This window comes from Flavobacterium polysaccharolyticum (genome assembly GCF_038739875.1).
Classification (GTDB): domain Bacteria; phylum Bacteroidota; class Bacteroidia; order Flavobacteriales; family Flavobacteriaceae; genus Flavobacterium; species Flavobacterium polysaccharolyticum.
The window spans coordinates 62,083-85,032 of sequence record NZ_JBCGDP010000018.1 but is presented as its reverse complement, the minus strand read 5'-3'; the positions used below and the strand labels follow the sequence as shown (position 1 = coordinate 85,032).

Annotated in this window: 16 protein-coding genes; 10 read left to right on the top strand and 6 right to left on the bottom strand. The window is 35.2% G+C overall.

Annotated features, from left to right (window positions below):
* Positions 1-21: 21 nt before the first annotated feature.
* Entirely contained in the window at positions 22-2,436 is a 2,415-nt protein-coding gene (locus WFZ86_RS16160; RefSeq protein ID WP_342692888.1) for a TonB-dependent receptor, read from the bottom strand.
* Between the two features lie 342 nt (positions 2,437-2,778).
* Here WFZ86_RS16160 and argS point away from each other — a divergent pair, with 342 nt between their 5' ends.
* The 4 genes from argS to WFZ86_RS16140 all read left to right on the top strand — a co-directional run bounded on the left by argS (position 2,779) and on the right by WFZ86_RS16140 (position 9,169).
* Entirely contained in the window at positions 2,779-4,557 is a 1,779-nt protein-coding gene (argS, locus tag WFZ86_RS16155; RefSeq protein WP_342692887.1) for an arginine--tRNA ligase, read from the top strand.
* A 31-nt stretch (positions 4,558-4,588) separates the two neighbouring features.
* Positions 4,589-6,067 carry an SGNH/GDSL hydrolase family protein gene (locus WFZ86_RS16150; RefSeq protein WP_342692886.1) on the top strand — a complete coding sequence of 493 codons (1,479 nt, stop codon included), beginning with the start codon at positions 4,589-4,591 and terminating at the stop codon, positions 6,065-6,067.
* 67 nt (positions 6,068-6,134) lie between these two features.
* Positions 6,135-7,463, top strand: coding sequence for a GDSL-type esterase/lipase family protein (locus WFZ86_RS16145; RefSeq protein WP_342692885.1), 1,329 nt, complete (start codon positions 6,135-6,137; stop codon positions 7,461-7,463).
* Positions 7,464-7,471: 8 nt separating this feature from the next.
* Entirely contained in the window at positions 7,472-9,169 is a 1,698-nt protein-coding gene (locus WFZ86_RS16140; RefSeq protein ID WP_425402882.1) for an MBOAT family O-acyltransferase, read from the top strand.
* A 754-nt stretch (positions 9,170-9,923) separates the two neighbouring features.
* Here WFZ86_RS16140 and WFZ86_RS16135 read toward each other — a convergent pair.
* Positions 9,924-10,898 (bottom strand): hypothetical protein, encoded by a 975-nt coding sequence (locus WFZ86_RS16135; RefSeq protein WP_342692884.1) that lies wholly within the window; start codon positions 10,896-10,898, stop codon positions 9,924-9,926.
* Between the two features lie 287 nt (positions 10,899-11,185).
* Here WFZ86_RS16135 and WFZ86_RS16130 point away from each other — a divergent pair, with 287 nt between their 5' ends.
* Positions 11,186-11,443, top strand: a complete 258-nt coding sequence (locus WFZ86_RS16130) for a hypothetical protein (RefSeq protein WP_342692883.1) — start codon at positions 11,186-11,188, stop codon at positions 11,441-11,443.
* Between the two features lie 245 nt (positions 11,444-11,688).
* Here WFZ86_RS16130 and WFZ86_RS16125 read toward each other — a convergent pair whose 3' ends face one another.
* From WFZ86_RS16125 to WFZ86_RS16110, 4 genes are all read right to left on the bottom strand, one after another.
* Positions 11,689-13,116: a TolC family protein gene (locus WFZ86_RS16125; protein ID WP_342692882.1), complete on the bottom strand. Its 1,428-nt coding sequence runs from the start codon at positions 13,114-13,116 to the stop codon at positions 11,689-11,691.
* Between the two features lie 34 nt (positions 13,117-13,150).
* Complete coding sequence (locus tag WFZ86_RS16120) at positions 13,151-16,273, bottom strand: efflux RND transporter permease subunit (RefSeq protein WP_342692881.1); 3,123 nt, start codon at positions 16,271-16,273, stop codon at positions 13,151-13,153.
* A 28-nt stretch (positions 16,274-16,301) separates the two neighbouring features.
* Positions 16,302-17,414, bottom strand: coding sequence for an efflux RND transporter periplasmic adaptor subunit (locus WFZ86_RS16115; protein WP_342692880.1), 1,113 nt, complete (start codon positions 17,412-17,414; stop codon positions 16,302-16,304).
* Positions 17,415-17,517: 103 nt separating this feature from the next.
* A complete protein-coding gene (locus tag WFZ86_RS16110) occupies positions 17,518-17,901 on the bottom strand; it encodes a hypothetical protein (protein ID WP_342692879.1) in 384 nt (127 codons plus the stop codon).
* A gap of 517 nt (positions 17,902-18,418) precedes the next feature.
* On the opposite strand from WFZ86_RS16110, the gene ffh reads away from it, so the two are divergent.
* From ffh to WFZ86_RS16085, 5 genes are all read left to right on the top strand, one after another.
* The gene (ffh, locus tag WFZ86_RS16105; RefSeq protein WP_315171239.1) at positions 18,419-19,771 is read left to right on the top strand and encodes a signal recognition particle protein; all 1,353 of its coding nucleotides are present in this window, start codon (positions 18,419-18,421) and stop codon (positions 19,769-19,771) included.
* Positions 19,772-19,897: 126 nt separating this feature from the next.
* Complete coding sequence (locus tag WFZ86_RS16100; protein WP_342692878.1) at positions 19,898-20,776, top strand: bifunctional 5,10-methylenetetrahydrofolate dehydrogenase/5,10-methenyltetrahydrofolate cyclohydrolase; 879 nt, start codon at positions 19,898-19,900, stop codon at positions 20,774-20,776.
* Between the two features lie 225 nt (positions 20,777-21,001).
* On the top strand, positions 21,002-21,928 hold the full coding sequence (locus tag WFZ86_RS16095; protein ID WP_342692877.1) for a magnesium transporter CorA family protein: 927 nt from the start codon (positions 21,002-21,004) through the stop codon (positions 21,926-21,928).
* Positions 21,929-21,994: 66 nt separating this feature from the next.
* Positions 21,995-22,609, top strand: coding sequence for a hypothetical protein (locus tag WFZ86_RS16090; RefSeq protein ID WP_342692876.1), 615 nt, complete (start codon positions 21,995-21,997; stop codon positions 22,607-22,609).
* A gap of 6 nt (positions 22,610-22,615) precedes the next feature.
* Entirely contained in the window at positions 22,616-22,909 is a 294-nt protein-coding gene (locus WFZ86_RS16085; protein WP_159686814.1) for a winged helix-turn-helix domain-containing protein, read from the top strand.
* The last annotated feature ends 41 nt before the right edge of the window (positions 22,910-22,950 follow it).

Genomic DNA, 22,950 nt, shown 5'->3' with positions numbered 1-22,950 from the left:
AAAAATAAAATAGAAGTGGGATTAAAACATACCTCCGCCTCCTTTATTCGTATTGTCGTCTCTTTGTTTGCGTTGTAAACTTTTGTTTTTTCCACCACCAAAACTGTAGGTTATACCCAAGTATACCGTTCGGCTTTCCCAAGTAAATTCTCCCGTTTGTGGGTAAGGATATTCAGCATCAAAGGCATAACGCATAGTGTTGAACATATCATTGAAACGCACACTAATGTTCATTTTTTTGTCTAGCAAAGTATAGCGCGCACCACTATCAATTTTGTACATTTCCTTGCTGTTGTTTTGCAATCCATCAACACTTCCTCTGTAGAATCCGAAAAGCAAAAAGCTTAAGCGTTTGTTGGCTTTAAAGTTAGAGTTCAATCGTCCGTTGAAAGCTGAAACAGTCACATTTCTTTCCAAAGGTTTGCTGGTGTTGCTAGTTGGGTCGAATTGGAAAACCACACCTTGTTGTTTGATGCTCGAAAAATCAATAGCTGGCTGTATGTCCCACCATTTGGTGATTTTATAATTGGCAGACACTTCAAATCCAGAAGCCGTATTGTTATCGAAGTTGGTGTAGGTCAAAATCTGTCTTTGTCCACTTGGATCATTTTCGTCAGGGTACAAGATACGGCTGATTTGGTCGTTGATGCTTCTTACGAATACGCCTGCGGTAATGCTACCTTTTTCTAAAACTTTGGTATAATTCAATTCAACCGAATTGGTAAATTGTGGACGTAATTCTGGATTTCCAAAAGAAGTCACCAAAGGAGTTGCAAATTCACGGATAGGTTTGGTTTGCTCTAAACCTGGTCGGTCTACACGACGGCTATAGCTCAATTGCAGCGTATTTTTCTCATTCAAATTATAAGTCAAATAAGCAGAAGGATAAACGGTAAGGTAATCGTCATCAAAGGTGGTTTTCCCTCTGTTCAAGTTGGCGGCTACTTTATAACTTTCAAATCTAGCGCCTATTTGGTAGCTGATTTTTTTGAATTTTTGACCAAAAGTGGCATAGGTAGAATAAATGTCAATATCGTACGTGTAATTCGATTGTTGATCGGCTGTAGCCACCAATGGGTTTCCTGTGCTATAATTGTTCTCTGTTCTTGTGATTCTGGCTTCGGCACCTGCTTCAAGTGTTGATTTTTCGTCGATTGGATTAACATAATCAATATTGAAAGTGCTTAGTTTTTGAGCATCTTTGATATTGTCTTTGAAAAAAACAGTGCTGTTTGAATTGTTAGTCGTAGTCGTTTCGGTATCAAAACTCGCTCTTTGGGTTTCTTTGTAATCGTTAAAATTGGCTTCTACATCAAGCGTGTGGCCTTCTTTTTTGAAAATATGTTTGTACGCCAAGTTGTAAGTTCCGGTTTGATTGGGTCCTTCGTAAGTGGATTTTTGCAGAATTTTGTCAATCGTTCCAAAGTTATTGTAGTCAATATTGGTGTTTACATTTCCAGTTCCATCCGCTTTGTTTTGGTTGGTGTAAAAAGACAAGGTGTTGTTGTCGTTGATCAAATAATCCATTCCTACTTTGTATAAATACGAATCATTTTCATTCGAAATATCTAATCTTTGCACTAGGTCTTGGTCCAATCTCGCGATTTTTCCATCGTTGAAATAAGTACCAAAGTTGCGTCCTCCGTTACCAAAGAAATTCACTTTGCCTACTTTGTAATTCATATCTAAAGATTGGTTGTATTTGGCAGTTTCACCAAAGGTAATTCCACCGCTAAAACTTCCGTTAAAACCGGTATTGGCATTTTTGTGTAAGATGATATTGATGATGCCCGACATTCCTTCAGGATTGTATTTGGCACTCGGATTGGTAATCAATTCTATTTTTTTGATAGAAGTCGATGGAATTTGTTTTAGCAATTGCGCTGGGTCAATGTTGGTTGGTCTACCGTCAATTAAGACACGTACATTTTCATTGCCACGTAACGATAATTTTCCGTCTTGATCCACATTTACTGATGGGATATTGTTCATAATGTCAGAAGCCGAAGCACCTGCCGTGGTCAAATCTTTTCCGACAGTAATTACTTTTCGGTCGATTTTTTGTTCAATAGTAGAGCGTTCGCTAACAATGTTTACGCCTTTCAGCTGCGTCGCTTCTTCTTCTAAACTAACTTTGAACGAGGCTTCTTTTTTGTTTTCGCTTAAAATGGCTGACCCGATATATTTTCTAAATCCGATATATTGAATTTCGATAGTATAGCTTTTTAAAGCCAAATTCTTGATGGTGAATTCACCCTTGTCATCAGTGTTTGCGCCCGAGATAACTTTTCCGTTATCTTTGATTGAAACGATAGCATAAGATATCGGAGCGTTTGAAGTTTTTTCGGTGATTTTTCCAGTGATTTTTCCAGAATTTTGTGCCGTTCCTATTCCGACTACGCATAGTAGTAGAAAGGCGATTAGTTTGATTTTCATGATTGATTGATTTTGATTGATGTTTTATTTAGACTGAAAAGTTTGCGATATGTTACACAAAAAATTAACAAACGTTTAATTGGAGAGGTGATGATTTCCTTTTTTAAGCTTTTTTAGGCTTGTTTTGGGTAAACAATATTTGGTTTTAATTGATTTTTAGTCAGTGGTTTATCGCTATAAAATGATGCTTAATAATTTTTTTTAATCTCAGTTGTAAAAAAAATAAAAATCACCCTATTTTTTTTGGAGAGCTTTAGGAAAAATCAAACAAATTCATTGAACAAGCGGTTTTCTAATTGCTAAATAAGCAGTATCTTTGCGCACTTTTAAAATACAGTATACATGTCATTACAACATATTCTTACTCCGTCGATTCACAAAGCCGTTCAAACCTTGTTTGACGTAACTCTTGATAAAGTTGAATTTCAAGCGACTCGAAAAGAATTCGAAGGAGATATTACCTTAGTTATTTTTCCTTTATTGAAAGTAATTAAAAGCAATCCAGTAGAGTTAGGAAACAAAATAGGAACCTATTTGGTAGAAAACGTAGCCGAAGTGGCTCGTTTTAACGTAGTATCTGGTTTTTTGAATATTGTTATTGCCGATGCCTATTATTTGAATTTTTTCAACGGAATCAAAGACGATACTCGTTATGGTTTTGTAACACCAAGTCCAGATGCTAAAGCGGTAATGGTAGAATATTCTTCTCCCAATACCAACAAACCTTTGCATTTAGGGCACGTTAGAAACAATCTTTTGGGGTATTCAGTGGCGGAAATCATTAAAGCTTCTGGAAAAAAAGTATACAAAACACAAATCATCAACGATAGAGGAATCCATATTTGTAAGTCGATGTTGGCTTGGCAAAAATTCGGAAACGGAGCCACTCCAGAAAGCACAGGCTTGAAAGGAGATAAATTGGTGGGGAATTATTACGTAGCTTTTGATAAGGCCTATAAAGAAGAAATCAATCAATTAATGGCTGAAGGTAAAACGGAAGAAGAAGCGAAAAAACAAGCGCCAATTCTTTTGGAAGCCCAAGAAATGCTGTTGAAATGGGAAGCTGGTGATGCTGCCGTAAAAGCGCTTTGGAGCACAATGAACCAATGGGTGTATGATGGTTTTGCGACTACCTACAAGAATTTGGGCGTTGATTTTGATAGTTATTATTACGAAAGCAATACCTATTTGCTAGGAAAAGATGTCGTGCAAGTAGGATTAGATAAAGGTATTTTCGAAAGAGATCCTGATGGTTCCGTTTGGATTGACTTGACTGATGAAGGTTTGGACCGTAAGATTGTTTTGCGTTCAGATGGGACAGCGGTTTATATGACGCAAGACATTGGAACAGCAATTCAGCGTGTAAAAGATATGTCTGATGTAGGAGGAATGGTATACACAGTAGGAAACGAACAAGATTACCACTTCAAAGTATTGTTTTTGATATTGAAAAAACTAGGTTTTGACTGGGCTTCTAGCTTGTATCACCTTTCGTACGGAATGGTAGATTTGCCTTCAGGAAAAATGAAAAGCCGTGAAGGAACTGTTGTAGATGCCGATGACTTGATGCAAGAAATGACCGATACTGCTCAAAAAATTGCTGAAGATTTAGGGAAATTAGACGAATATTCAGCCGAAGAAAAGGCTGCTTTATATAGCACCATTGGGTTAGGGGCTTTGAAATATTACATTCTAAAAGTTGATCCTAAAAAACGCATCTTGTTTAATCCTGAAGAATCGGTTGATTTTGCAGGAAATACTGGGCCTTTCATTCAATATACTTATGCCAGAATTCAGTCGATTATTCGTAAAGCGGCTTTCGATTTTTCAGCGCCAAGTGCTCTAAACGAATTGAATGAAAAAGAAAAAGAACTCATCAAACAATTAGAATTGTTCCCAGAAGTGATTCAGAATGGAGCTCAATATCATAGCCCTGCTTTGATTGCCAATTACACTTATGAGTTGGTTAGAGAGTATAATTCGTTTTACCAAGCGGTTTCTATTTTAGGAGAAGAAGACCAACAAAAGAAAATTTTTAGAGTACAATTATCTAAAAAAGTAGCCGATACGATTGCGGCAGCTTTTAGTTTGTTGGGAATTAATGTTCCTGAACGTATGTAATTTTAAATGTTTAAAATCAAAAGACATTCTTGTGAATACACCTAAATCGTATTTTTTTCGCTCTTTTCTGATTATCCTGATGGCAGCTTGCTTTTTTTTAGGATTAAAGGAAGTATTGCCAAAGAAAATATTTGCAGCGGCCAAAGGTCCTTCTAAAAATGTATTGATCGACAGTATGTTGATTGATGCTTTTGAGTCGGAGCCTGACAGTGTGGCGATTACTCCCAATGATACAATGGCCGATCAAAAAATTGTTTTTGAGGAGTCCTTTGGGGTAACTTTTCCTGAAGAATCTATGGATAGTTACAAAGGGTATCAGTATTTGATTCCTTTTTATGAGCGATTGTATCAATTAGAAACCAGTCAAAATGGTAAAGTTCGTATCGCTTATTTTGGTGATTCTATGACCGATGGCGATATGATTGTACAAGATATTCGTGCTGCATTTCAAAATACTTTTGGAGGGAAAGGCGTTGGTTTTGTGTCAATTACATCAGAGTCTGCGGCTTCTAGAGGTTCTGTTTTGCACCAATTTTCTGAAAATTGGAAAATGCAATCGTATTTGAATGTAAAAAATCCAATTCGTGCTTTTGGGGTTAATGGACATGTGTTTTTTGCCAACGATCCCAATAAAGATATTTGGGTGAAATTTGGTGCGGGTAGAGCTAGAAATACGGCATCCTTAGATAATCCTACCTTGTTTTACGGAAGTTCAGACAATGCATCAGGGCAAATAAGTTATCAATTAGATAAAGATAGCATTTATAAAAATTTAACCCCTAACCATTTACTCAATACAATTGTTTTGAAAAATGGTAGTCTGAAAACAATCAAACTGAATTTCAAAAACGCACAATCGGTACCGGTATATGGCGTTAATTTTGATGACGGAAAAGGCGTTCATGTGGATAATTTTTCACAACGTGGTAATTCTGGAATCCCTATTTCAAAGTTCGATCCTGCTTTGATGCAAGCTTTTCAAAAGAAATTGAACTATAATTTAATTGTTTTACATTATGGTACGAACGTGTTGAATTATGGTACAAAAGATTACAATTGGTACGCCAGAAGTATGACCAAAACAGTAAATCGTTTAAGAGAAGGTTTTCCAGGAGCTTCGATTTTGATTGTTTCGACTGCTGATAAAGCTTCGAAATACAAAACCGAAATGAAGACAGATTCAGCAGTTGTACCTTTGACTCATGCTCAACGAAACTATGCGCTCAAAACTCAATCTGGATTTGTGAATTTATACACGCTTATGGGAGGAGATGGTTCGATGGTAAAATGGGTAGAACAAGAACCTGCAATGGCTAATAAAGATTATACGCATTTCAACATGAGAGGTTCTAAAAAAGTAGCAGGCATGTTGTATGACCAAATTATAAACGGTTATCAGGAGTACAAAAGATTACGAAGAACTATAAAAACCGCAAAACCGGTAGCTACAGAGGATAGTGTCATTGCCCAACCCGTTGTTCCTAAAACAGAAGAAACCGATGAAAACTAAATTCCTTTTTTTCTTTTGTTTTGTATGCTTTAAAATGTTTTCTCAAAACGCGTTTTTACCAGTGCTTATGTCTATATCATCTGTTAACGAAATTATTGATCCTGAATTTTATCCAAGAGGGATTCAGAATACCGAGAGGCTGACTTCATTTTTTACCAAATTGAAGGTGCTACAAAATACTCAAAAAGGAAAATTAAATATTGTTCATATTGGTGATTCGCATATTCAAGGCGATGTGATGACGGCTGTTTGTAGGTACAATTTGCAAAAGAATTTTGGGAATGCTGGTCGTGGTTTGGTGTTTCCTTATACACTCGCACATACCAATGGCTCTCCAGATGTTCGTTTTTCATCAAATGTAAAATGGACGAATCACCGTAATATTTTGCCCTTAAACGGAAGCCCAGTCGGTATAAGCGGTATTTCGTTGACTAGTAAGTCAAAAAGTTTACGTCTTACGTTGCAAGTTAAAAACAAAGATTATTTTTTTAATACCCTAAAAATAATTACCCCCAACAACGAATCCCTTTTTGAAAGAGCGGGTGAGGTTGAAAAAACGGTTACTATAAAAACAGTTCCCAAAAAGGTCGTTCATACCATTAAGAAAGGCGAAACGCTTTCGACCATTGCGGATCATTACAACGTAAGTACGGCGAAACTTAAAAAAGAAAACAAACTCACAAGTACTAAAATTACAGCGGGTAAGACATTAAAAATTCCAACCAATCAAACCAGTGAGAAATCGGTAGTAAATACGAAATATCATTCTGAAACTTTTGAAGAAGATATGAATTACCATTTCTTTGAGTCCGAAAAACCATTGGATCGTTTTGTTCTATTGCCAAATAACGAAGCTCCTTTGTATGCTTTGAATGGAGTGGTTTTAGAAAGTAATACTCCCGGGATTATCTATCATAATATTGGTGTAAATGGTGCTAAATATTCTGATTACAATAAATATCCTCTGTTTTTTAATCAGTTAAAAGCCTTGCAGCCCGATTTGATTATTGTGTCTTTGGGGACCAATGAATCCTATGGGAAAATTGCACCATTGGATTACCTCAAACAGGTACAGGAATTTTTGTTGAAAGTTAGAACACAAAATCCAGATGCCGATGTTTTGATCATTACGCCACCGCCATCATTTTTACCTCATCATCGTCTTAATACTTATGTAGATGAATATGCTAAGAGTTTGGTGAGTTACGCAACGTTAGGACAATATGCGGTGTGGGATTTGTTTCAAACTTTAGGAGGAATGCATGGCGTTAGTAAGATTTATGGCAAAGGATTAATGAATCCAGACCGCGTACACTATACCACAAACGGCTATCAGCTACAAGGAAATATGCTGTCCAATGTATTGCTCAACGCTTTTAAAGAATTTAATAAATAAACTAGATTGTGATTACTATTACAGATATAACAAATTGGTTAAAAACCACTTTTGGCACTATAGATGCAGCTCAAGTGAATGAATGGATTACGTTCAATCCAAAAGAGCCAATTCTTTTTAATACCGCTTTTTTCTTAGGACTTTTTTTATTGTTCTATCCTATTTATATTCTTACGACAAAAGCCAAAACTAGGGTGTACAGACACATTTATGTTTTTGCCTTCTCGTTATTCTTTTATTATAAATCCAGCGGAATCTATTTTTGCCTCTTGTTATTTTCTGGTTTGGTCGATTATACGTTGGCTAAATTTCTTTATGAAGAAACTAAAGAAGGCTATCGTAAATTCTTTTTGATTCTTAGTATCATTTTCAATTTGTCTTTTTTAGGCTATTTCAAATATTCTAATTTTTTAATTGACAACTACAATCAGCTATTCGAAGGTCAGATTCATTTTATCGATGTGATTTTACCTGTCGGAATTTCGTTCTATACCTTTCAATCGATGAGTTATATCATCGATATTTATAGAAGAGAATTAGAGCCTACCAAGAACATGTTGGATTATATGTTTTTTGTATCCTTTTTTCCACAGTTGGTGGCAGGGCCTATCGTACGTGCTTCGGAGTTTATTCCGCAAATTTATAGTAAGATTCAATTGTCTCGTGCCGATTTTGACTCGGCAATTTTCTTAATCATTGGCGGTTTAATCAAGAAGACCGTCATTTCAGATTATATCTCTTTGAACTTTGTCGATCGCGTATTCGATGCACCCAAAAGTTATACTGCTTTCGAAAATCTTATAGCATCGTATGGCTATACGATTCAGATTTATTGTGACTTTTCAGGCTATTCCGATATGGCTATCGGGATTGCTTTACTAATGGGATTTAAATTGTCTCTCAACTTTAGAACCCCTTACCAATCGGCTTCTATTACTGAGTTCTGGAGAAGATGGCATATTTCATTATCCACTTGGTTGCGTGATTATTTATATATTTCAGTAGGGGGAAACCGTAGAGGGAGTTTTGGAGGTTTTTTATTTCCTTCATTATTCTTTGCTGGATTAATTGCTTGGGCAACTTGGTATTATCCAGTGAGTCCAATTCCGTTGGTGATTGCTATTGCTTCACTGTTAGTTTTCTGTTTGACTTTCTTATTAGCCAAAGACAAGAAAAGAACTATGTTTACCAATGTGAACTTAATGACTACGATGTTACTAGGTGGATTTTGGCACGGCGCAAGTTTGAAATTTATTATTTGGGGTGCTTTGCACGGCATTGCTTTGGCAGTTAATAAATTGTTTTCGGATTATTTCCCCTCTTCCAAAGACAAAAAAATCACGTTTTGGAAAGCCATCACTACAGCTATTTCTGTGTTAGTTACCTTTCATTTTGTGGTTTTCTGTTGGATCTTTTTTAGAGCCAAAGATTTCTCTGTGGCCTTAGATATGATTGCTTCAATCGGGGAATTACAATTCAATTGGGAACAATGGGCGATAGTCATTTCTGGCTATGAAAACGTGTTTATAATGATTGCTATTGGGTACGCGCTCCATTTTGTTCCAGCCAAAATCACTCAAGGACTAAAAACGATTTTCGACAGGCTACCGATGCTTTTCAAAGCCTTAATTCTTGCACTTACCTTTTGGTTGGTTGCTGCGATGGCTTCAAGCGAATTGGTGCCTTTTATTTATTTCCAGTTTTAACTTTATGCTATATTGTTAGTTTTCATATTTAGATTGAGCAATGCGATGCTGCTGAAGAAAGATTTGTTGTTATGAAAGATGTTTTTTTATTACTAAAACACAAAAAAATTGTCTGACAACTTCCTCCTTGTCCTCCACTCCGCAAAGTGTTCTGTTTAAAAAATAAATTTGTAATCGATCCTTCGTAAAATCTTATAACTTTACGTTTCTTTACAAGTTCTTGCAGGTCGTAAAAGTGATAAGCCTCCCGTCTTTTCCGTAAATATCTTAGAAATTCAAAACGTTTGCTTATAAATCGAAACGCACCCATTTTAAATAAGGTATTGTGGTCAAAAATGGTTGGTAAAAATACTGTGAGGTATTATAAAATATGATGTTCCCGAAAGTTTATTGAATAATTCAGTTTCGCTACGAAGTCTAATACAGATTCTGGGTTTAAAAATAGTTACAATAAAGTCGGGAGATAGTAATCGGGAAAATCTAAGTAGTGCATCCTTCAATAGTGCTAAAAATGAAATCACTTTCCAAAATACTATTGACTCTAATTTTAAAATTTCATCTTCCACAACAATAGAGAACTAAAAACAAGAGATTTAGGAGTATGTTAACTATTACAATAACATGAGAATTAAGTCAAATTTTAACAAAACGAGCCCAATATAATATTGAGCTCATTTTTACCAAAATTAATTATAAATTCGTTTAAATTTAGAGTTGCAGTCTATGATATTATTCAAAGCCTCTTTTTTTCTCTTTAAATATGCTTCTTTATATATGTTATTATATCTTGTAAAACCTCATCTATTAGATGTTGCTCTACATTAAAATAAGTACCATCAAAATAACGAGGACTTGTTCCTTCTCCTGTTGGTGAACCATGATGTGCATCTATTGAACTTCTCCAAAATTCAGCATGATTTTTCCATTCTGGAATAGAAACTAAAGTAGGTTCGATAAACCAAAGATTCCACGACAGTATATTTCCTTCTTGTAACATATTACCAGATGCTAAATTAAAAGCATTCATTACTAATGCATTGAATTCATCAACAATTTTAATGCCTATTGGTCGAATAGCTCCTATTTCTACGGCAATATTACCAATAGTAAAAGCGTCGGGATGTTTTGCAAAACTCGGACTTTCAAATAGGGTTGTTTCTCCTTTTCTTATTGGAAAAATTGGCTGATTTTCATTTCCTGGCAAATGTGTTGTTACTCGAATAGCATTCTCTTTATTCAAAGGAAATTTTGGCATACTGTATTGCAGTAAAGGCCAAATCTCGTTAATTTTATCGCCTTGTTTCTCACTTGGTGAAAACCATATTTTGGCTTCCACGGTCATATCTGCTGCAAGTTCTTTTGTGGTTTCATTTACCCAACCTCTATTTCCTGTAACGGTTATTTCTGCATTCATGCAAAGTTCGTTGCCTAACCAAATGCCTTGTTGTGGACAAATTATGGAGTAAATTCTGCCTTCATTGGTATACCCAATTCTAGAGATATAAGGAGCAAATTGCTGAAAACATCGCTTCTTATCGGGTTTATCTTTTTGGGTTTCCCAACTAAACTCTGGCCATTTTATACCTAATTGTCGTTGTAAAAAGTTAATATTGTCCATATTGCCAAGCATCGGTAAAGAAGAAAGATCAGGATTTGGATATAGCATAGGGGAATTGGCCGGTGGAAAGCCTCCTATCCAACCATTTGGAATTGTTGCATCAGTATTCATATTTATAAAATTTAGTTATAACAACAAACTTATATCTATAGACTGAAGTTTTTTAGCGCAGAAATACCTGTTTTTATTACTAATTTAAATATTAAACACTTTTCATAATAAACTTAATACGATAGTGATTCAAAAGTGTTTTTGACTAACTTATCCTTAATTTAAATAAAGTTTAGATTTGTATAAAAATGCACTACAAAGTGTTCAGTTTAAACATAAATTTGTCATTCATGCTTTGTAAAGTCTCATGAATTTACATTTCTTTAAATTCCTCTGTTGCTTTAGATATGATTACTTCAATCGGGGAATTACAATTCAATTGGGAACAATGGGCGATAATCATTTCTGGCTATGAAAACGTGTTTATAATGATTGCTATTGGGTATGCGCTCCATTTTGTTCCAGCCAAAATCACCCAAGGACTAAAAATGATTTTCGACAAGCTACCGATGCTTTTCAAAGCCCTAATTCTTGCGCTTACCTTTTGGTTGGTTGCTGCGATGGCGTCAAGCGAATTGGTGCCTTTTATTTATTTCCAGTTTTAATTTTTATGATGTTATCAGTTTCATAACTAGATAGAGGAACACGAAGCTGCTGTAAAAATTTTGTTTTTTATCAACTTTCTTAAAGCGCACTTCATTTTACTCTAATGTATTTCTAGATTTGGAGTTGAATCTCTTAACAACGGAACTCTTATCCAAAGGGTTTTAGTATAAAAACTACAAGGGCTTTAAGCCCTCGTAGTTATAAGTATTATACAAATTATTGAAGACTTGCCTCAAAAGTTTTACTAGTTTACTCCACCGCCTAATGCTTTATATAAATTGATAATGGCTTGATGTTGTAGTTTTTTGGTAATGATGAGTTCAATTTTTGAGTCTAAAGCAGTTCTTTGTACTAATAATACTTCTAAGTAAGTGGCTCTTCCGGATTTAAACAAATCGTTGGCAATTTCAGTTGATTGAGTATACGAAGAAACCTCTTTGTTTTTTAGTTCATAAAGTTCTTTCAAGTTTTTTACATTGGACACTTCATTGGACACTTCGATATAGCCGTTTAAAATTGTCTTTTGATAATTGATTAGCGCTTCAGTTTGATTAGCTTTAGTCGTATTAAATTGTGATTTAATAGCACTTCTGTTTAAGAGAGGTGCTGTCATTCCTCCAAGAATAGTGTATGCTATTGACTGTGGAGATTGAAAAAGCAAACCTGTAGTAAAGGCTTGGAATCCCGCTGCTCCTGTAATTGTAAAGCTAGGGTAAAACGCTGCCTTTGCTGCTTTTACATCACATTTAGTAGCAAGTAGCGTAAGTTCTGCTTGTCGAATATCGGGTCTATTGGTTAGTAATTGCGAAGGGATACCTAAGTTAACAATGGAAGGGTCTAAGGTGTTGAATTTAGTTTTGTCTCGAATTATAGTTTGCGGAAATTGACCACAGAGGAAGTTAAGTTTATTTTCTACAACGGTAATTTGTTGTAGTATTTTAAACTCAAATCCTTTGGAATTGTTGACCTGTCCTTCAAATTGTTTTACAGCCAATTCGTTTAGTATGCCCGTTTGTTTTTTTATCTTGATGATTTCAAGAGCAGCTTGTTGCAGCGCAATGGTTTCTCGAATGATATCGAGTTCATTGTCTAAGGCAAGTAAATCAAAGTAGGTCGTAGTGACTTCGGCAATTAAAGCTGTTTGAATGGCATTTCTACCTTCTATAGAACTACTAAAGCGGGCAACTGCGGCTTTTTTATTAGATCCAAGTTTCCCCCAAACATCCACTTCCCAGCTCGCATTGAAGCCCGCAAAGTAGTCAGGTAGGTTTTCTGGAACGACTCTTCCAGGTTGAATATCTGTACTGGCGTTTCCAGCGCCATCCATTGTAAATAACCCAAATTTGCGTTGTGCGGCAGACAATCCTGCGCTTAAAATAGGAAGTTGTGCTCCTTTAGTGAATTGTACTCCAGCACGGGCAATTTCAATTTTTTGAATCGCAATCTGCAAATCATAATTATTGTTGATGGCCGTGGTAATCAATTTTTTTAGGTTATCATCTTTGTAAAATAGCTCCCATTTTACCTTCGCACTATTAAGCGTGTCTTTTGATTCTAAATAGGTAGCGGGTAAAGGCGTAAGTTGTTGTTCCGCTACATTATTTGTTGTCTTGCATCCAAAAAGACCAAGGGTTATAATGAGGAAAAAAACGATTCTTTTGAATTGTAACATAATTGTTTGAAGTTGATTCTTTAATGAATAAAATTTATTTTGCCTCTGTATTTTTATAAGTCAAACTCGCGAAAATGTAGTAAAGCCCAGGAATAATTAGTACACCGAAAATGGTACCAAACAACATTCCTCCTGCAGCTGCTGTACCAATAGTTCTATTTCCGATGGCACCAGCACCCGAAGCAAGCATAAGTGGGAGCAAGCCTGCAATAAATGCAAACGAAGTCATCAGAATAGGACGCAAACGTGCTAAAGCTCCTTCGATGGCAGCCTGAAATGGAGTTAATCCTTCTTTTTGTTTGAGAATGGCAAACTCAATAATTAATACCGCATTCTTTCCTAGTAGTCCAATAAGCATTACCATAGCGACCTGAGCATAAATATTGTTTTCTAAACCCAATGCGACCAAGAGGAAAAATGCTCCAAATACTCCAGTTGGCAAAGATAAAATCACAGGCAATGGTAAAAGAAAGCTTTCGTATTGAGCCGCTAACAAGAAGTAAATAAAAAGTAAACAAATAAGGAAAATGTAAATTGCTTCATTCCCAGCATTCGCTTGTTCTCGCGAAGAGCCTCCCCAGTCAAAGCCGTATCCTTTTGGAAGTTTTTCGCTAGCAACAGCTTTGACAGCAGCAATGGCTTGCCCACTACTGAATCCTTCTTTTGGTTCACCATTTAACATCGCTGCGGGATACATATTGTAGCGAGTAATTTGTTCAGGGCCATATACTTTTTCTATAGATAAAAAGGAGGACATAGCAACCATTTCACCTTGAGAGTTCTTGGTGTAAAGCTTTAAAATATCTTCTGGCTTTGTTCTGAACTCAGGAGAAGACTGCACCATAACTTTATACATCTGATTAAATCTGATAAAATTAGTGGCATATTCACTTCCTAAATAGGTTTGTAGCGTATTCAGAATTTCGCTTATTACCACCCCTTTTTGCGCAGCTTTGGTATTGTCAATGTTTACAAGAAATTGAGGAAAGCTTGCATCAAAAGATGAAAAGGTGTTTTTTATTGCTTCATTTTTGTTCAATTCTAAGGCGAAATTTCGTGCTACTTCTTCTAGTTTTTTCAAATCACTTTTGCCTGTTTTATCTAGAATTCGCAATTCAAATCCACTTGAGTTTCCATACCCAGGAACAGGGGGAGGGGTAAAAAATTCAATTTTACCATCTTTGATGTTTTTAGTGTCTTCTTTTAGCTTCTGGATTATTTCCTGGTCTGTCGTTCCTTTTCTTTCCTTCCAGCTTTTTAAGCTAATTAAGTTCATCCCGAATGAAGCACCAGTTCCATCGGTAAGGAAGTTATAGCCTGCTAAGGTAGAAACAGAGGCAACACCTTCTATTTTTAAAGCAGCTTGTTGTATCTCATCTACTACTTTTTCAGACCGTTCTAATGTGGCGCCTGAAGGAGTTGTGATACTTGCATAAATGGTTCCTTGGTCTTCATTTGGAATAAAACCAGTTGGTAAGAATTGTCCAATTCCAAAAGTTCCAACACAAAACAGGACAAGCGTTAGAGCCGTTACCACACGTCTGTTTACAATGTATTCTAGTATTTTTCGATACTTTGCTGCTATGGTATTATAGCGAGCGTTGAAAGCATCAATAAAGCGATTGATAATGGTATTTTTGCGTTCTTGATTGTGAGTATTCTTTAGCATAAGAGCACACAAAGCGGGTGTCAATGTTAATGCGATAACACCTGAAAGTACAATTGCGATAGCCATTGTGACAGAAAACTGTCTAAAAAAAACTCCCGAGGGTCCCGGTAAAAAGGCTACTGGAATAAACACAGCAGACATCACTAAAGTAATCGCTATAATGGCTCCACCAATCTCTTTCATAGTACTTTCCGTTGCTTCTTTTGGATTGAGATGTTCTTCTTCCATTTTGGCGTGTACGGCTTCCACAACAACAATGGCATTGTCAACCACAATTCCAATGGCTAAAACCAATGCAAAAAGCGTGATTAGATTGATACTAAATCCAAAGAGTTGCATAAAGAAAAATGTACCGATTAGTGATACAGGAACTGCAATAGCAGGAATCAAAGTAGACCTAAAGTCTCCCAAGAAGATAAAAACGACTAAAGCAACCAATAGAAAAGCTTCTATCAGTGTATATAGGACACCCTCAACAGACGCATTCAAAAAATTGGAAACATCATAACTATAGGTGTATGATATTCCTGCGGGAAAAGAGGACTTTAGCTCGTCCATTTTATTTTTGATGTTTTCAATTACATCACTTGCATTACTTCCTGGACGTTGTTTTAAAACAATTGCAGCAGATGGTTTTCCGTTTTCTTTCGACAAAACATCATAATCTAGTGATCCAAATTCTACATCGGCAATGTCTTTCAATCGCAAAAGTTCTCCTTGAAAATCACGTTTTATGATTACATTTTCATATTGTTCTTTGGTATTGTATTTTCCTGTATATTTTACTACATATTGTAGGGATTGTTCTATTTTTCCGGAGCTTTCGCCTACTTTTCCAGGGGCTGCTTCTATATTTTGCTGTTTAAGATTCTGAATTACTTCTTCGGTCGAAATATTGTAAGCAGCCATTTTTACTGGGTTGAGCCAAACACGCATTGCATATTCTCGTTGCCCCATTATATCGGCATAACCCACTCCTTCAATTCGTTTTAGTTCAGGTATAATATTGATATCAGCAAAATTGAACAAGAATTTTTCATCAAGATTGGTGTCTGAACTTAATATGTTAAGATACAATAGCATACTGTTTTGTACCTTTTCAACAATTACTCCGGATTTAATTACTTCTTCTGGTAATTCATCAAGAACAGAAGAAACTCTATTTTGCACGTTGACAGCGGCAATTTCTGGATCTGTCCCCGCTTTAAAGATGATGTTGATGACACTGGTTCCGTCGTTTCCTGATACAGACGACATATAAGCCATTCCGGGTACGCCATTCACAGCACGTTCCAAAGTTGTTACCACTGCTTTTACGCAGGCTTCAGCATTTGCTCCTGTATATTTAGTGGTAACCGTCACTTCTGGTGGAGCAATATCTGGGAATTGGGTCATGGGTAATTGCGTCAATGACAATACCCCTAAAAGAACAATAATTAATGAGATAACTATTGATAGTACAGGTCTATGTATAAATTTTGAGTACATTGTTTTGTTTTTTTAAAGTCTACAGACTTTATAGTTTTGAAATTAATTCTTGCATTCGTTTGGTTTCAGGGAATATTTTATCTCCTTCTTTCAAGTTCTGAATGCCTTCATATATAATTCTGTCGGATGTTTTTAATCCCGATTCAATTATATACAAGTGTTGAATGCGTTGTTTGATTTCAATATTTCTTGCGCGTACAATGTTGTTGTCATCTACTACATAAACGTATACTTTATCTTGTATTTCAAAGGATGCTTTTTGAGGAATAAGTAAAGCCTTTTTTATAGTATTGGTTAACTGAATTTTCCCGCTTGACCCATGTTTTAATAGTAAATCTGGATTTGGAAATTTGGCTCTAAAAGCTATGTTTCCAGTTGTTTTGTCAAATTCTCCTTCAATTGTTTCAATGCTTCCTTTGTAAGCATGTGCTTTGTTATTGGCTAAGAGTAAAGTAATATCTGCAGCGTTATTCTCTTTTTTTTGCTCTTTAAATTGCAGGTATTCCTTTTCGGATACATTAAAATAAGCATAGACAGAGCTGTTGTTTGATATTGTGGTAAGGAGTGTTCCCTCATTGATTAAACTTCCAATTTTGAAAGGAATTCGATTGATGACGCCGTCAAAAGGAGCTTTTATTTTTGTCAATGAAACTTGAATTTCTGCACTAGATTGATTCGCTCGATATTCATCAATGCGAGCTAAAGAGGCAGTATAAGCCGCTTGTGCTTTCTCTAATTCAGTTTTGGATACAATGTTTTTGTTGGCTAGTGTTTTAATGTTTTGCAAATCAAGTTCTGCAGTTTTTGCCTCAGCTAAAGCATTTTTGACCATTGCTTTTGCTTTAAGAACATCTTTTTGTAAAGTTTGGCTACTTATGGTGAAAAGTAATTGGCCTGCTTTTACAGGTTTACCTTCATCAACATATATTTTTTCGATGTAGCCATTAATTTTTGTTCTAATCTCAACATTTTGCAGGGATTGTATTTCTGCTACATGGTCTATCGTAAAAGTAGTATCTACCAAAATAGGATTAGTGGTAGGGTATTTTTCTAAAGCGATTTTTTCGCTTTTGTTTGAGTTGCAAGAGAAAGTAGTCCCAATAGCAAGAACTAGGACAAAAATCAAAATAATTTTGTTCATTTTTATGAAAATTAAATAATAGTAAGTACAGTGTTTTTCTGCTTTATCGACAATCCTTTTGCTTAGGATGCACAACAAAACAGCAACTTAGTGTAATAATTATTTAATTTTTTGGAGGAGGAGGAACAATATCTTGGTGACACTGACGTGGCTCTATATGGATATAATTATCAGATATTTTTCTATAATTGAAAGCCAACGGTAACTGATAATGAAAGGTAATGGGAAATAAGGAAGTCTCGAAACTATCCTCAATTTCGTTTACAGAGTTTTGTTCGCTATCATCTGTTGTTTCAAATGGTGAGTCTGAGTTCGTATCTTTAGTTGAAGCCGATAAATAAAACAAAACAGATTGCTTACTCTTTTTATAGTTTAATGAAAAAGAGGAATATGCTCCTCTACTAGCAAGTGCAGTAGTGTCAACAAAGAGTAATAGCGTAATAAGCCATATCAATACTGAGCGCATATGAAGAGATCTTTTTTCCATTTTGAACTACAAATATATACGAATTCCATAATGTGGTTTGCTATTTAAGAATATCTTAGGTATTTTTTAGTAAATTCATAAGATTTGTTTTTAACTTCTTGTTTTTGATTAGGTTTCTATTTAAGATTACTTATTTTTCAAAGCCTTAATTCTTGCGCTTACTTTCTGGTTGTTTGTTGCAATGGCTTCAAGCGAATGGGTGCCTTTTATTTATTTCCAGTTTTAGAACACACAATTTTTTAGGAGCGGAGGCAAAAGGTCCTTTTGTACACAAGTTTCCCGCTGTCCACTATATCTCCTGCCTTGTTTGGTCACAAGTCAGGAGGATGCCGTTCCCATCGGGGCTAGAAAGTAAGCATAAAGCTTTTTTGGATTCATACCAAAAAACAAAATAGAAGAACTTGCAATTACCTTTTTTTAGTTTTCAAAAACGCCTAAATTCTCCAAAGTTTAAAGTTCAAATCTTTGTGCCTCTAAACCTTTATACTATATTTGCATTTCAAAAAAATAGAAAATTATGTTCGATAATTTAAGCGATAAGTTAGATAAAGCGTTCCATATTCTTAAAGGTCATGGAAAAATCACCGAAGTCAATGTAGCCGATACTTTAAAAGAAGTTCGTCGTGCTTTGTTAGATGCCGATGTTAACTTTAAGATTGCTAAAGATTTTACAGCCAAAGTTAAAGAAAAAGCCATTGGTCAAGACGTATTGACTACGTTGCAACCAGGACAACTTTTGGTAAAACTAGTCAAAGATGAATTGACAGAATTAATGGGAGGCGATGTTGCTGGAATTAATTTGTCTGGTAATCCATCCGTAATTTTGATGTCAGGTTTGCAAGGTTCTGGTAAAACTACCTTCTCTGGTAAATTAGCCAATTATCTTCAAACCAAAAAAAATAAAAAAGTCCTTTTAGTTGCTTGTGATATTTATCGTCCAGCAGCGATTCAACAATTATATGTTGTTGGAGATTCTATAGCCGTTGAGGTGTATTCTGAACCAGAAAACAAAAATCCTGTTGAGATTGCACAAAATGCGATTAAACACGCCAAATCCAACGGATTCAATGTGGTAATCGTCGATACCGCAGGTCGTTTGGCTGTGGATGAAGAAATGATGAACGAAATCGAACGCGTTCACAAAGCAATCCAGCCACAAGAAACCTTGTTTGTCGTAGATTCAATGACAGGACAAGACGCAGTAAATACTGCAAAAACCTTCAACGACCGTCTAAACTTTGATGGAGTTATCTTGACTAAATTAGATGGTGATACTCGTGGTGGAGCTGCATTGTCTATCAAGACTGTTGTTAATAAACCAATTAAGTTTGTAGGAACAGGAGAAAAAATGGATGCCATTGATGTATTCTATCCTATTCGTATGGCTGAACGTATCCTTGGTATGGGAGACGTTGTTTCTTTGGTAGAGCGTGCTCAAGAGCAGTTCAACGAAGAAGAAGCTAGAAAATTACAAAAGAAAATTGCTAAAAATGAATTTGGTTTTGATGATTTCTTGACTCAAATTCAGCAAGTAAAGAAAATGGGTAATATGAAGGATTTGGTTGGAATGATACCAGGTGCTTCCAAAGCAATGAAAGATATCGAAATTGAAGACGATGCGTTCAAACATATTGAAGCCATTATCCATTCTATGACACCTGGCGAAAGAAGCAAACCAGCACTAATCGACGCCAAACGTAAGATTAGAATCGCAAAAGGTTCTGGTACAAAAGTGGAGCAAGTCAATCAATTGATGAAGCAATTCGACCAAATGAGCAAAATGATGAAAATGATGCAAGGGCCAGGCGGAAAGAATTTGATGAAAATGATGGGCGGAATGAAAGGAATGCCTGGAGGAATGCCTAGATAATACTAATAGTTTCAAGTTTCAGGTTTCAAGTAATTGATACTTAAACTTGAAACTTTTTTACTTTAATAAAATAGAAGTCTCAATTACTTGAAATTTTAAACAATAAACCTGAAACCTTTTTTAGAAATGCAACTACTAGACGGAAAAAAAACATCAGAAGATATTAAGAAAGAAATTGCCATTGAAGTGCAACAAATGAAAGACAATGGGGAGAAAGTGCCTCATTTGGCTGCAGTAATTGTGGGTACAGATGGTGCTAGTTTAACTTACGTTGGTAGTAAAGTGCGTTCTTGTCAACAAATTGGTTTTGAATCTACTTTGGTGAGTTTGCCAGAAAGTATTACAGAAACTGAGTTGTTGTTGAAAATAAAAGAATTGAATGAAGATGATGACTTAGACGGTTACATCGTGCAATTGCCATTGCCAAAACATATTGATGAACAAAAAATATTAATGGCAATTGACCCTGACAAAGATGTAGATGGTTTCCATCCAGCTAATTTCGGAAAAATGGCATTAGATATGGATACTTTTATTCCAGCGACTCCATTTGGAATTATGCAATTGTTAGAACGTTATAAAGTTGATACAGTAGGAAAACATACGGTTGTAATTGGAAGAAGTCATATTGTTGGCCGTCCGATGAGTATCTTGATGAGTCGTAAAGGGAATCCAGGTGATTCAACCGTTACCTTAACCCATAGTAGAACCAAAAACATTGAAGAATTTACTAAAAATGCTGATATAATCATCACCGCTTTGGGTGTTCCAAATTATTTGAAAGCCGATATGGTAAAAGACGGCGTTGTTGTTATCGACGTTGGAATCACTAGAGTCGAAGACGCTTCTCACCCAAAAGGATATGTAATTACCGGAGATGTTGATTTTGATGGGGTAAGTAAAAAATCCTCATTCATCACTCCAGTACCTGGTGGTGTTGGGCCAATGACCATAGCGATGCTGTTACAAAATACATTATTAGCGAGAAAAATGAGAATGAAGTAATATTCTTTATAGAAGTGATAAAGCTCAAACATAAGTTTGGGCTTTTTTTTGTCTTAAGATTTGCATAAATAGTAGGCATCAAAGGGTTATTCGGAATTTAAACAATACTTTTGCAACACTTAAAATAAGCAGCCCCAATGGACGATTATTATTCGGAAAAATTGAAAAAATAAAGCTCTTGAAAATCATTTCAAGAAGCTATAACTTAACCTGTAGATTTTTGAAATGAAAGCGTTTTACAAAAACAATAACGGATTGTTTGAGTCAAAAGAATGGACTCCTAATTGTTGGATTAATATTGAATGTCCAACAAAAGAAGAAAAGAATTACCTCCTAGAAGACCTAAAAGTTCCCGAAGAATTCTATAATGATATCGAAGATATTGACGAAAGACCACGTATCGAGATAGAAAACGGTTGGACATTGATTATCATCAGAATTCCAGTAAATACCAATAATGTAAAATTACCTTTCAATACAATTCCTGTTGGAATCGTTTTTAAAGGTGACATTTGTGTGACGATCAGTTTTCATAAAACAGAAATGTTGACGGATTTTGTGGTTTATACTCAGCGTAAAGGCCAAAACATTAAAGATAACTTTGACTTAGTTTTGAAATTACTATTGTCCTCTAGTGTTTGGTACTTAAAGTATTTAAAACAAGTCAATCAAAAAATCAAGCTAGCCGAAGACAATTTGGAAGAATCTATCAAAAACGAGGAATTGCAAGCGCTACTTCAAATTGAAAAATGTTTGGTATTCTTTATGACTTCTTTAAAAGGCAATGATATTTTACTACACAGAATAAAAAATTTAAAATCCCAAAGAGATTTTTATGACCCTGAATTGTTAGAGGATGTTGAGATTGAGTTGCGTCAAGCACAAGAAACTACAAACATTTATAGCGATATCTTGACCGGAATGATGGATGCTTATGCTTCAGTGATTTCGAATAATTTGAATGCGATCATGAAACAAATGACGTCTATTTCTATTATATTAATGATTCCTACGGTGATTGCTAGTTTGTATGGAATGAATGTACCTAATAATCTTGAAGGTAATGCTTATGGTTTGCCAATAGTTATTCTTGTTTCTATCATTTTATCCATGTTTGGTGTGTTTTTATTCAAGAAAAAAAGATGGTTTTAAAAAAGTCAACTTTTTCTTTTATATTTCATTTATTTAGATAACTTTGTACTTCAAAGTACTTTTGTTATGAATGAAAAGCATCAAGAAGATTTATTGCATATCCGTTCCATGATGGAGCGTTCTTCACGTTTCATTTCTTTAAGCGGTTTGTCTGGCGTTTTTGCTGGTTTGTCTGCCTTATTGGGAGGTTTATATGTTTATCAATTGTTTAAAGCCAATGGTATCGAGTATTTTGAAGATAATCATCAATTGTATTCTACTAGTTTAATAACCGAATTAATTCTTACGGCTTTTGTTATCTTGTTCTTTGCATTAGCTTTTGGTATTTTTTTTACAGTTAGAAAAAGTAAAAGGTTAAAGTTGCCAATCTGGACTTCAGTTACCAAAAATATGCTTTTCAATTTAGCAATTCCTCTAATTGCTGGTGCTATCTTTTGTTTCGCACTTGTTTATCATCAGATGTTTATTTTGGTAGCGCCTAGCACCTTGATTTTTTATGGTTTAGCCTTGATAAATGCTGAGAAATATACTTACTCAGATATTAAATACCTCGGATTTTCAGAGGTGGTTTTAGGAAGTATTGCTTTGTTTTTTGTAGGTTACGGTTTAGTGTTTTGGATTCTCGGTTTCGGTATATTGCACATTTTCTATGGTTTATTATTATTCAAAAAATATAAATAACCATCAATGGGAATTATAGATAAACTAAATAAAGATTTCGAGAGTCGCGTCAGATTGGGCATTATGTCTATTTTGATGGTTAACGATTGGGTAGATTTTACTGAAATGAAATCACTATTGGATATAACCGATGGAAATTTAGCCAGTCATTCTAGTGCTTTAGAAAAGGGAGAATACATAGAAGTTAAAAAAGAATTTGTTGGTAAGAAACCCAAAACTTCGTATCGAGTAACGAATAAAGGACGTGTTACCTTTGAACAACACCTCAAAAGTCTTGAAAAATTATTGAAAACTAAATAACTATTTTTTTTGTCTAATTACTTTGAAATACAAAGTACTTT

Bases quoted from the DNA above. Each gene is read 5' to 3' on its own strand.
- WFZ86_RS16160 (WP_342692888.1), bottom strand. From the start codon at position 2,436: ATGAAAATCAAACTAATCGCCTTTCTACTACTATGCGTAGTCGGAATA.
- argS (WP_342692887.1), top strand. From the start codon at position 2,779: ATGTCATTACAACATATTCTTACTCCGTCGATTCACAAAGCCGTTCAA.
- WFZ86_RS16145 (WP_342692885.1), top strand. From the start codon at position 6,135: ATGTCTATATCATCTGTTAACGAAATTATTGATCCTGAATTTTATCCA.
- WFZ86_RS16135 (WP_342692884.1), bottom strand. From the start codon at position 10,898: ATGAATACTGATGCAACAATTCCAAATGGTTGGATAGGAGGCTTTCCA.
- WFZ86_RS16130 (WP_342692883.1), top strand. From the start codon at position 11,186: ATGATTACTTCAATCGGGGAATTACAATTCAATTGGGAACAATGGGCG.
- WFZ86_RS16125 (WP_342692882.1), bottom strand. From the start codon at position 13,116: ATGTTACAATTCAAAAGAATCGTTTTTTTCCTCATTATAACCCTTGGT.
- WFZ86_RS16120 (WP_342692881.1), bottom strand. From the start codon at position 16,273: ATGTACTCAAAATTTATACATAGACCTGTACTATCAATAGTTATCTCA.
- WFZ86_RS16115 (WP_342692880.1), bottom strand. From the start codon at position 17,414: ATGAACAAAATTATTTTGATTTTTGTCCTAGTTCTTGCTATTGGGACT.
- WFZ86_RS16110 (WP_342692879.1), bottom strand. From the start codon at position 17,901: ATGGAAAAAAGATCTCTTCATATGCGCTCAGTATTGATATGGCTTATT.
- ffh (WP_315171239.1), top strand. From the start codon at position 18,419: ATGTTCGATAATTTAAGCGATAAGTTAGATAAAGCGTTCCATATTCTT.
- WFZ86_RS16100 (WP_342692878.1), top strand. From the start codon at position 19,898: ATGCAACTACTAGACGGAAAAAAAACATCAGAAGATATTAAGAAAGAA.
- WFZ86_RS16095 (WP_342692877.1), top strand. From the start codon at position 21,002: ATGAAAGCGTTTTACAAAAACAATAACGGATTGTTTGAGTCAAAAGAA.
- WFZ86_RS16090 (WP_342692876.1), top strand. From the start codon at position 21,995: ATGAATGAAAAGCATCAAGAAGATTTATTGCATATCCGTTCCATGATG.
- WFZ86_RS16085 (WP_159686814.1), top strand. From the start codon at position 22,616: ATGGGAATTATAGATAAACTAAATAAAGATTTCGAGAGTCGCGTCAGA.